The 10,287-nt window shown below is 35.9% G+C and carries 10 protein-coding genes; 4 read left to right on the forward strand and 6 right to left on the reverse strand.

Going from position 1 to position 10,287, the window contains the following annotated elements:
- Positions 1–1,095 precede the first annotated feature (1,095 nt).
- Both Q0794_RS17740 and Q0794_RS17745 read left to right on the forward strand, forming a co-directional pair.
- Positions 1,096–2,271, forward strand: a complete 1,176-nt coding sequence (locus Q0794_RS17740; RefSeq protein ID WP_298944161.1) for a DUF3541 domain-containing protein — start codon at positions 1,096–1,098, stop codon at positions 2,269–2,271.
- A 327-nt stretch (positions 2,272–2,598) separates the two neighbouring features.
- Positions 2,599–2,994, forward strand: a complete 396-nt coding sequence (locus Q0794_RS17745; RefSeq protein ID WP_298944163.1) for a DUF2391 family protein — start codon at positions 2,599–2,601, stop codon at positions 2,992–2,994.
- A 178-nt stretch (positions 2,995–3,172) separates the two neighbouring features.
- On the opposite strand, the gene Q0794_RS17750 is transcribed toward Q0794_RS17745, so the two are convergent.
- From Q0794_RS17750 to Q0794_RS17760, 3 genes are read right to left on the reverse strand one after another with little or no spacing between them, the layout of a single operon-like run.
- Entirely contained in the window at positions 3,173–3,907 is a 735-nt protein-coding gene (locus Q0794_RS17750; protein ID WP_298944165.1) for an SDR family NAD(P)-dependent oxidoreductase, read from the reverse strand.
- Positions 3,870–4,307, reverse strand: coding sequence for a thiol-disulfide oxidoreductase DCC family protein (locus Q0794_RS17755; protein WP_298944167.1), 438 nt, complete (start codon positions 4,305–4,307; stop codon positions 3,870–3,872). Before Q0794_RS17755 ends, Q0794_RS17750 begins: the two co-directional genes overlap by 38 nt.
- Complete coding sequence (locus Q0794_RS17760) at positions 4,304–4,921, reverse strand: flavin reductase (RefSeq protein ID WP_298944169.1); 618 nt, start codon at positions 4,919–4,921, stop codon at positions 4,304–4,306. The genes Q0794_RS17755 and Q0794_RS17760 overlap by 4 nt, the downstream gene beginning before the upstream one ends.
- Positions 4,922–5,111: 190 nt before the next feature.
- Between Q0794_RS17760 and Q0794_RS17765 the strand changes: the two genes are divergently transcribed.
- Positions 5,112–5,537, forward strand: coding sequence for a hypothetical protein (locus tag Q0794_RS17765; protein WP_298944171.1), 426 nt, complete (start codon positions 5,112–5,114; stop codon positions 5,535–5,537).
- A 171-nt stretch (positions 5,538–5,708) separates the two neighbouring features.
- Here Q0794_RS17765 and Q0794_RS17770 read toward each other — a convergent pair whose 3' ends face one another.
- Genes Q0794_RS17770 through Q0794_RS17780 form a run of 3 tightly spaced genes read right to left on the reverse strand, consistent with a single transcriptional unit; the run spans position 5,709 to position 8,868 of the window.
- Entirely contained in the window at positions 5,709–6,377 is a 669-nt protein-coding gene (locus Q0794_RS17770; protein ID WP_298944173.1) for a DUF3299 domain-containing protein, read from the reverse strand.
- 8 nt (positions 6,378–6,385) lie between these two features.
- On the reverse strand, positions 6,386–8,173 hold the full coding sequence (locus Q0794_RS17775) for an ABC transporter permease (RefSeq protein WP_298944176.1): 1,788 nt from the start codon (positions 8,171–8,173) through the stop codon (positions 6,386–6,388).
- A complete protein-coding gene (locus Q0794_RS17780; RefSeq protein ID WP_298944178.1) occupies positions 8,173–8,868 on the reverse strand; it encodes an ABC transporter ATP-binding protein in 696 nt (231 codons plus the stop codon). Before Q0794_RS17780 ends, Q0794_RS17775 begins: the two co-directional genes overlap by 1 nt.
- Positions 8,869–9,300: 432 nt before the next feature.
- Between Q0794_RS17780 and Q0794_RS17785 the strand changes: the two genes are divergently transcribed.
- Positions 9,301–10,125, forward strand: a complete 825-nt coding sequence (locus Q0794_RS17785; RefSeq protein WP_298944180.1) for a hypothetical protein — start codon at positions 9,301–9,303, stop codon at positions 10,123–10,125.
- The last annotated feature ends 162 nt before the right edge of the window (positions 10,126–10,287 follow it).

Raw genomic sequence — 10,287 nt, forward strand, 5'->3', positions numbered from 1 at the left:
AGTGAAACGCAGCTGCGCCGATGATAGTGTGAGGTCTCCTCATGTGAAAGTAGGTCATTGCCAAGCGCCTAATACGATAATCCCTGTTGACTGACGTCAGCAGGGATTTTTTCGTTCAGGGCGTTTAATAATGATTGATGAGCTAGGTTGATAGTCGGGCTAGTCTGCGATATAAATGAGGCACGAGCGGTAGAGCGCTATGACGCCTTTCCATGCCAAAAATTTAATACGAACATCCCTGTTGACTGACATCGACAGGGATTTTTTTCGTTTGGGGCATTTAATCATGACTGATGAGCTACGTTGATAGTCGGGCGAGTTTGCGACATCAATGAGGTACGAGTGGTAGAGGGCTATGATACCTTTCCATTGCCAAACACTTAATACGAACATCTCTGTTAACTGAGGTCAGCAGTTTTTCATTTAGCGTGTTTAATATATGATTGATGAGCTACGTTGATAGTAGGGCGAGTTTACGAACAGGCAAGGTTGACGAGTCGTGGAGCTCTACGACGTATTTCCAGTGCCAAGCTTGCTACACTTTAAATACACTAATAATCTCTATTGACTATGCAAGCAGGGATTTTTTCGTTTTATCATTTCATTTTATTGGAAGAGTGTATTTTGACCTTGGGGCGCAGGCTTTAGCCTGCCAGTATGCGAGCCATCGCATACAACGATCAGCAACACTGAGCAAAGCGAAATGGTATTAGTATTGATGTTTAGAAGGATCTAGATTGTTAGGCTCTCTAATAAATGCTAATACTCAATGATGAACACTCCCATCTTATTGTTTTTTGCTCTCTTTAACAGGGGCAACTAACAACCTTATCTAATATTTTAGCTTATTTATCTAAATGAAACTTTTAAGTGGTATTGATTGTCTTATGTCTAATATTACAAAGTATTGAATATTCAAAACCACTTTTTAAAATTGTTTACAGCCCTATATTTATCAATGACATCTTTAACTTTTAACTACATAAATAAGACTTAAATTAACAAATATACCTTCTGAGTGAGTTATAAATTTAACGTCAGTAAATCGTTATTATATTACTCCTTAAATTTGTGAACATAATGAAAGGAGTTCTTATGAAAATATTCACAACTAAAATTTATATTACTTCATTTTTACTACTATTTTTTACCCTTCATCACCCAGCTATAGGGGCACCAATTACAAGTGTCGTCGAGCAGGCGGACACAAGATCAATAATCCTTAATGAATCTAAAAATAATGATCAGCTTAAAAATAATGGATTCAAACAAGATGCTGATTTAATCCGTCGTACCTATGAAGCAAACTTATACACTTTTCCTGCCTTCAAATCTGGTCATTATGGTTTGAGAATGTATAGACAAACGTTAGATAAAAAATATTCATCGTTAGTTTGGTCAGATATGGCACGGATCGCTAGTCGACTTAATCTGTTTGCAAATGAAGTTCATACCGTTGAGCAAATAAAAAGCTATTCAGAGAAACGTATTAAAGATCATCGCGATGATTCGAATGAGCGCACTACATTACGATATAAAGTAACACAAACGATGCCTGAGTATCTTTATCTTGGCGTTGGTTTACTGGGTTCAATGGCTCGTGCAGATGAATATGGGCTTAAACATCGTGAAGATAAAAAGTTACGTGAAGTGATTCGTCGTTATGATTTTGCCAAGTATGTTACTGATGAGAGTATGGTAAAAGCATGGGCAGCACAGTTAGCGAATCAAGTTTATTGGTTAAGGCAGCTAGGAGAGCAAGATGTAGTGGATGATTTTATTGCTACATTTAGAAGCATTTACCCAGATGACAAAGACAGCGATCTTTCAGAACAACAGTTTGCTAATAAAATTTATGGGTTAACACATATTATATTTGCAGCATCTGGTTATTATCAACATTCTATTAATGAGCAAGATTATCAATGGATATACGATTATTATCGAAATAATATTGATACCATTATTGATCGAGCTAAAGAAGATATTATCGCTGAAGTGGGGATTAACTTTTTATTAGCAGGATTAAATGACGATCCTGTTGTTTTAAAAGCAAGAAAAGCGATCCAGAAAGCATTAAATAGAGATTATGGTCTAATCCCTTCGGTAACGGGTGAAATGGATTTTAAAAAGGGTGAGCATCGTAATGTGTTAGCTATTATGTTGTTAGACTGGAAAGGAACAAATGCAGCTCCGACCTTAGTTAATGAATCAGAGGTATTTAATTCAATTCCTTATGGGTTAGTGGGAAAAGACTCTGCAAATAATTAAGTGACTATTTATTGAACCACCAAACCCCTTGCACTTAACCATTCAACTTAAATATAGAGGATTAAATAGCGTCAACACTAAAAAATAGTCTTAACTTATTTTTAGTGTTGAGTATTCTTATAGAAGATCCTCGGTGAGGATCTTGGCCTGATTTTTTTATATTTTGATGAATTAATTATTCAATCTAGAAACTTATGATCTTAATTCAGCTACTTTTTGTATATTATTAAATAAAGCTTAAATAACCTTAGTGCTGTTATGATTTGCTAACTCAGGATTGAATAAATTTTTTCACTTTTAAGCTAAATCATCATTAATAGGAATTATATGAAATACAGTTTTAATGCTGAAGATGCTGGGCAGATATTTGTAGGGGCGTTTGCACTTGCTGTACCAATTTCATTTTCAGAGGAAGCTTGGAAGTTAGGCGAAACGCTGCCTACGCAAAACCTATTATTATTGTTAACGTTATCTATCGTCTTTTTAACCTTGTATACCTACCAAAGTGTTTTTCAGAAAGAGATTAAAAATAGAGAAATAATCTTTATATTACGTATTGTTATTGCATATCTAATGACAGCGTTCGTTGTCGCATTGGTATTATTTTGTTTGCATAAACTCCCTTTTATCGATGACCCGATTACAGCATTAAAACGCATCATTGTTATTACTATGCCTGCTTCAATGGGTGCGATTGTGGTTGATAGTTTCGATAAAGAATAAAGAATAAAGAATGCTTATTGCTCTCTTTATCCTATAAGGCGATTTTTTTATGGGAATCGATGATTAAGTTATTTTGATAGGGTTAATAAAAGTGACTTTAATACTAAAGTCACTTATTTCAGATTTTAAACCAGTTAAGTAAGAAACTAGCTAAGTAAGAAGCTAATTTACTAAGAAACTACCAAGGAATAGTTTTACCCTGCCAATCTAAGAAACTAGCTTCTCCATCTACGTCATTATCTGACACTATCTGCAGTAGTTGTTTTGCAACAAACTCGCTGGTAAATAGTTTATTCTCAGGAACATTTTTTTGAAAAGGTTTAGACAGTGGTGTATCAGTCGTTCCCGGGTGGAATGAAATAAGTTTAATATTTTTAGCCGATCTTGATAACTCCACAGCTGCAGATTTTAATAACATATTAATCGCAGCCTTTGATGCTCGATAGCTATACCAACCTCCTATTTTATTATCAGAAATACTGCCAACACGGGCGCTAAATACAACCACTTTACAGGCTTGTTTGCCTTTTAATACGGGGACCAAATTCTTTAGCCATAACATAGGCGTGATGGTGTTAGCGGTTAATACTTGGGTAAATGAATCTGCCGAGAATTCTTGTAAGCGTTTTTCAGGATGAATCACATCATTATGTAACAAACCATGACAAATGAAGACTTGGTTTATTGATATTGTTTTATCTTCATTTATTGTTTGTACCGCTGTATTAATTGATGACTCTTGATAATCTTCAACGCTAATCACTTTGCTGTGATTAAATTGCTCATGTTGATAGAAGCTAATATCGCGTGTGACAACAATAAGTTGAGTATTATCTTCTTTTATCGTCTGTAACGCTAAGGCTTTAGCTATTGCACTATTTGCCCCAATGATCAGTGTTGTTTGGTTTGTCATAACAAGTTCCTTCGTTGCATTTCTTTATACCGATACCAAGACGTTTATACATAAATTGAGAAATAGGGTAACGGTACTTCGCGAGTTGAAGATATACGAGATGTGATAGAGGTTTGATGATAGGCCATTGTAATGGTGCGACCATCCATCCTTTTCCTACTAATGTCCAAGCGCGATGAGTTACATCTAAACCGAGCAATATTTTACCTTGATATTTACCATGTAATATTGCGAGTCCTTTTTTTACATCAATCTCGGGAAACTGAATCGCAAAATCAGATTGATGAAGATCAACAAGTTGAATATTATTTTTATGATCTTGTTCTTTCAATCTTTGCATTTCTAATGTGCATAAAGGGCAGCTACCGTCGAAAAATATAATTAATTGATCATCTTTCATTTGTTCTCCTTTTTATCTAAAGGCTGAGGAGTACTGTTTGGCTTTGCATAGCTTAAACGTTCTAAACGTTGAATTGTGTGATAGCTATCTAACCCTGAAACACTGACTGTTTGTAGCGCTTCTATATCTATATAGCCATCTTCTTGAATAGCTTCTTCATTACATATTACATCGGTTATTTCACCGATGATCATCTGTGTGTTATTGAGAGGAATTGGTAATATTTCTTTTAATGAAACTGCGTACTTTAAGGTACTCTCTTTAACAAATGGTGCTGTTATGTTGTCAACATATAGAGGAGATAATCCAACTTCATCAAATTCACTTTGGTTTTTATCATAACGAGCCGATGTTTGATGTGCTTGATTATAAAATGTTGAAGATACTTGATTGATGGTATAGCACTTTGTTTGAATTATATTGTCTAAAGTATGCCGGTCATTATTATCAGGACGCATAATAAAACCAACTAAAGCTGGCGACGCACCTAAATGAACAACAGAGCTAAATATAGCTAAATTAGTGTGTCCATCTGCATCTTGAGTAGCAATCAAATTTGCGCTTTTAAAACCAGATAAGCTATTAATAAACTTAGCGCGTTGCCTGTTCGGCATTGCGTCAACATGATCTTTACTAAAGTGTTTGATAATAAGCTCCCATTAAGCAACGTTTATATTTAATGTTAATTGTGATTAATACTTAATATTAATACGATAGCCTCGACATTAAAGATCTTATCGGTACAAAATTAAAGCATCATTATGTTAAGTTATAATCTTCACTTATTTTATGAGGACATACATCATGGAGAAATTATTATTGTTAGGGTTGTTCTCATCTTGCGTTTTTGCAAACGAAATAAAACCTGAGCCAACTGCTACAGCGTTAGATCATGCTCAAGTCATTCAAGTTAATGCGGTTCAAAGTCAAACGGGTACTTGGTGCTTTAATACGACGGTGAAACATAATGATCAAGGTTGGGAGCATTATGCAGATGCTTGGCAAATTATAGATTTAAAAGGAAATGTATTAGGTGAAAGGAGGCTTGCTCATCCACATGATAATGAACAACCTTTTACTCGTAGTTTATGCAATGTCGCTATTGAAAAGCCAATACAACAAGTCGTTGTTCGCGCTAAATGTAATCACCATGATTGGGGAGAGAAAACGGTTACTGTTGATTTAACAAAAGAAAGTGGAGACAGCTTTACTGTAAAACGCGCTGACTAATTTATGTATTACTTTGCTTATCCAGCACTGAGGTTAATTAGTGTGATGGGTATTATTTAGAGGTCATTCCGATGGGCTATCTTATTCAACTTAACTATTGCACGATTAAAAAAGCCGTGACTATTAATGATGGTAGTCACGGCTTTTTAGTATCAGTTTAATAACGGTTTATTAACGAGTAGCAATAAAAGGCTCTACAATTGCATTGTCTAAACTGTAAGCCATTCTAATTTGCTTTGTGCCATCAACCAAATATAAGTCTTTCACTTCTGGTGTGATACGTAATGTGCCGGTTATCTTTATTGGCATATAAGGAGAACCAGCCGCTACAGGTGTTTCTGCTTTTACGAATATTAACTGATTTGCAGGAGGCACTGGTTTGTGAGAGCAAGCGCCAATAGTCGGCACAAGCAAAAACTCAGACACCGTACCTTCATTAAACTCAAGCGCTAACATATAACCAGACATTTCTATCTCTCTATCTGCTAATAAGTCATTTGTTATCAATGATGCTTTTTGACGCTTTTTCATGATGATATCGCGTTGTTTAAACATATATTCGATATCAACATTCTCTTTTATCAATTGTGCTTTAGCATCATCAGCTTCTTTTTGCATCGCATCGGTTATTTCATATGAAGGATATAACCTTTTCATTTCTGAAATTCGCCCATAAATTGATAAATTATAAAGCTGTTCATCGGTTAACTCTGCAAAAGGATCTTGGTAAGGTTCAACTTTACCTTCCAAGTCTTGCCAACCAATTTGCATTGGTTGTGCCTGAACTTGAAGTATCGAGCTCAGGCTGAGTAATAATGAGATTAACAAAAACTTTTTCATGCAGGTTCCTAAAACTTAATGCTCATTCCGTCTGATAACGAATATTTATAGATCAACCAACCAGGAATAAGTGCGATCAATAATGCACTTAATTGGATAATCGCTAAAATAAGTAAATCGTTAGACGTCAGCATATTAATATCTAAATAAAATCCATAATAAGAAGCAAGGGGCGATTGTAAAATAACCAGTAATAAATAAAGCAATGCAACACCTAATGTTATTCCTGCAAAACAAACAAACCCTGCTTCCCCGATAATCAAACCAAATATATGCCCTGGTCTTGCTCCTACTGAGCGTAATATTGCCATTTCTCTTCGGCGCTCATTTAAACTCATTAGGATAATACTTAGCATACCTAATAGCCCCACTAAGACAACAAATACCGTTACAATGTTCAATGCAACTTCAGCCAAGCTAAAGAATGCCCATAACTCTTGTAACGCAAGTGCAGGGATAATCGCTGATAATGGTTCTTCTGGATAGTTGTTCACATAACTTTGCATGCCTAACACTGCTTGTGGTGATGTTAATCCAACGAAGATAGCATTAATTTTTTCAGGTTTAATTTTGAGTAAACGTGCTACTCGCTGATCTTGCGTTTCAGCATGCCCATTATGTGCTTCATGATCATGTTCATCGTGCTCTTCATGAGTCGCTTCATCATGATGTTCATGTTGATCGTGGTCTTCATGAGTTGCTTCGTCGTGATGTTCATGTTTGTCATGATCTGCGTGAGTTGCCTCATCATGATGCTCATGTTCGTCGTGGTCTTCGTGAGTTACCTCATCGTGATGCTCATGTTCATCGTGTCCTTCATGAGTCGCTTCATCGTGATGCTCATGTTGATCGTGGTCTTCGTGAGTTGCCTCATCGTGATGCTCATGTTTGTCATGGTCTTCGTGAGTCGCTTCATTGTGATGCTCATGTTCGTCATGTTCATCGTGAGTTGCCTCATCGTGATGCTCATGTTCATCGTGTTCTGCGTGAGTTGCCTCATCGTGATGTTCATGTTCGTCGTGGTCTTCGTGAGTTACCTCATCGTGATGCTCATGTTCATCGTGTTCTTCATGAGTTGCTTCATTGTGATGTTCATGTTCATCGTGTTCTTCATGAGGTAGTATTTTTTCTCCTGGAAGTGCACCAAAGTGACCATGATTATCAGTATGCATCGCTTCCATTGCTTCCAATGAAATAACTAAAGTTTGGTCAATAGCGGTAAAAGAGGGGGCTAAAATTGCGCTGATATAAAAAGGAATATTGTCATGATGATGGCCTTCAATTTCACCGCCTCCATGTGTGACGATCACTTCATCACCAATCTTATAATTTAATTTTTTTGCTACTTCTGCGCCAATAACAACCGCGAACATATCTCCATCTATTTCACCTGACTGAACTTTAAGGTGTTGTTTATTAGCAAAACTAAAATGATCGAAAAAGCTTAAGTCAGTGGCCATCACAGTATAACCACGATGAGAGTCGCCTAACGAAATAGGTACCGCCCAATCTACCGCAGGTGATGAACTGATTTTTTTAAATGTATCGTATTGTATGGTGTTGGTCGTACTACCAATATGAAACACAGAACTTAATAACAGTTGTGAAGAGGCGCCGCGAGAACCAATGATTAAATCAGTGCCAGAAATACTTTTCATAAAACTATTGTTGGTTTCAGTTTTTAAAGTTTGTACACCGAGTAATAATGCGACACTGATTGCGATAGAAAATAACGTGATAAAAAATGTCAGTTTTCGGTTAAGTAAGCTTTTGAGCGCTAATGATAAAATCGCCATTATATCGAATCCTTGAAGTTAACCTGATTAATCTGCTGTAAATTGATGTTATGAGTAAAATGATGCTTTAACTCGGTATCGTGGCTTACAAAAATGAGGGTAATATCTTCTTTTTGGCATTCATCGAATAGTAGTTTAATAAAGCCTTGGCGGTGATCGCTGTCTAATGCTGAGGTGGGTTCATCTGCAATGATTATTTCAGGGCTGCCTAGCATCGCTCTTGCTGCTGCAACACGTTGTTGTTGTCCAACACTTAATTCATTAACACTACGTTGTAATAATGCTGAATCATCTAAACCCAATGCACTTAATAAACGAATGGCTTCTTCATTTAAACTTTGGCTTTGTTTTAGCGCTTTTTCTTTTCGCATTTTTGAAAAAGTGCAAGGTAAGGTGATGTTATCTAAAACACTTAAATAGGGGATTAAATTAAATTGTTGAAATATAAAGCCGATATGATTTGCTCTAAAAGTATCTTTTTGACTTGAAGATAATGTATTCAATGATTGACCAAGAATCGTAACATCGCCACTTTGTGGGGTTAATACGCCACCTAACAAATTTAATAATGTACTTTTACCACTTCCACTTGGCCCTTCAATAAACAAGTGTTGGCCTTTTTTTATGTTTAACGCTTTAATATTGATAACGTCTTTTTTTTGCCAAGCAAAGCGCAAATTAGTTAGATTAATCATATTTTTCCACCGATAAGGTTTTAATCGTCTGAATTCAAGTAATACGTGTAATTATGGGGTGTTATAACATAACAATATTTCATTTTTGTTATAAAATAACAAAATAAAGATGTGAATACGAATTATAAAAGAGAGGTATTAGAATCTTTTGATGAATTTATCTCGCTATTGAAGCAAATCGTTAATATATATAATTAAACGTTTATGCTTTCTTAATCTCTCTTTTAAACGGAATGACTTTTTGCCTATTTATCACTCTTTTTCTTTATAAGTTATTGAATTATAGATCTCAGTCAAAATCACAGTGAAACAGCTAATAATCCCTTTGTTTGATGTGATAGGGCGTTTATACTGGTTTTTTATTGCTCAAGTTTTTCATTTACTTGTAGCGACTATAACCATAAATTTATCAAACAATTGTGAGAGTATTTTATGTCAACTACCCCTTTAACTAGTGAGCAAATCAGCGCGCTAGCAAACGCACTATCTAGTGCTCGTAAAGATGTTCGTATCCTAGACGGTTTCCCTGGTCCTATCCCAAGCACACTAGCTGAAGCTTATGTTGTTCAAGATGGTTCTATTGCTGCTTCTGATCAACCTATCGTTGGTTGGAAAGTGGGTATGGTACCGCCAGACCTACGTGATGAACTAGGTGCTGAGCGTATTATCGGTCCTGTATTCAAAGACGTATGTACTACATTGACAGAAGAAGAAGCAAAAGGACAAGCATTTGAACTACCTGTTTTTGCTGGTGGCTTTATTGCGATTGAACCTGAATTAGTATTTGAAACAAACCAAGATATTGCACCAGGTAGCATCAATACAGCAGACGGCGTTGCGCATTTAGTTAAAGCTGCTTATGCAGGCATCGAGATTGCTAGTAGCCCTGTTATTGATTTAAATGGTTATGGTCCAACTGCCATTGCGTCAGATATTGGTAATCAATATGGCGTTATTTTAGGGACTTCAATTGTCGATTGGAAAACAGCAATCACTTCAATGGAAACAAGCACTACGATTAATGATGAATTGATCAATACCGCAGCAACAGATGGTATTTTCAATGGTCCATTATCAGCATTTGCTTTCATGATCGATTGTTGTGCCGCACGTGGTATCACATTACCAGCAGGATCTTTATGTAGCTCTGGCGCTATCACTGGCGTGCATGAAACATTAGTAGGTTCAACTTCATCAGTTAAGTTTGGTGATGTTTGTACAATGAACTTTACGTTAGTTGATAATAAAAAAGCTTAATATTAAAAGCGTATAAAAGTAAGTTATTCAATATTATTTAAATACTTTACTTCATGTTTATATTCAAAAAAAAGCGATCAATTGATTAATGCCGTTCACTTAAGGTGAACGGCATATTTGCTTTTAGCTACTGGATATCTATTTTTAGATGATTTTAAACAC

The organism is uncultured Psychromonas sp., from assembly GCF_947489755.1.
In the GTDB taxonomy this organism is placed as follows: domain Bacteria; phylum Pseudomonadota; class Gammaproteobacteria; order Enterobacterales; family Psychromonadaceae; genus Psychromonas.

Excerpts from the sequence above, each read along its gene's own strand:
- Q0794_RS17780 (WP_298944178.1), bottom strand. The coding sequence starts at position 8,868 with ATGATTAATCTAACTAATTTGCGCTTTGCTTGGCAAAAAAAAGACGTT.
- Q0794_RS17755 (WP_298944167.1), bottom strand. The coding sequence starts at position 4,307 with ATGAAAGATGATCAATTAATTATATTTTTCGACGGTAGCTGCCCTTTA.
- Q0794_RS17745 (WP_298944163.1), top strand. The coding sequence starts at position 2,599 with ATGAAATACAGTTTTAATGCTGAAGATGCTGGGCAGATATTTGTAGGG.
- Q0794_RS17740 (WP_298944161.1), top strand. The coding sequence starts at position 1,096 with ATGAAAATATTCACAACTAAAATTTATATTACTTCATTTTTACTACTA.
- Q0794_RS17775 (WP_298944176.1), bottom strand. The coding sequence starts at position 8,173 with ATGGCGATTTTATCATTAGCGCTCAAAAGCTTACTTAACCGAAAACTG.
- Q0794_RS17765 (WP_298944171.1), top strand. The coding sequence starts at position 5,112 with ATGGAGAAATTATTATTGTTAGGGTTGTTCTCATCTTGCGTTTTTGCA.
- Q0794_RS17750 (WP_298944165.1), bottom strand. The coding sequence starts at position 3,907 with ATGACAAACCAAACAACACTGATCATTGGGGCAAATAGTGCAATAGCT.
- Q0794_RS17770 (WP_298944173.1), bottom strand. The coding sequence starts at position 6,377 with ATGAAAAAGTTTTTGTTAATCTCATTATTACTCAGCCTGAGCTCGATA.
- Q0794_RS17760 (WP_298944169.1), bottom strand. The coding sequence starts at position 4,921 with ATGCCGAACAGGCAACGCGCTAAGTTTATTAATAGCTTATCTGGTTTT.
- Q0794_RS17785 (WP_298944180.1), top strand. The coding sequence starts at position 9,301 with ATGTCAACTACCCCTTTAACTAGTGAGCAAATCAGCGCGCTAGCAAAC.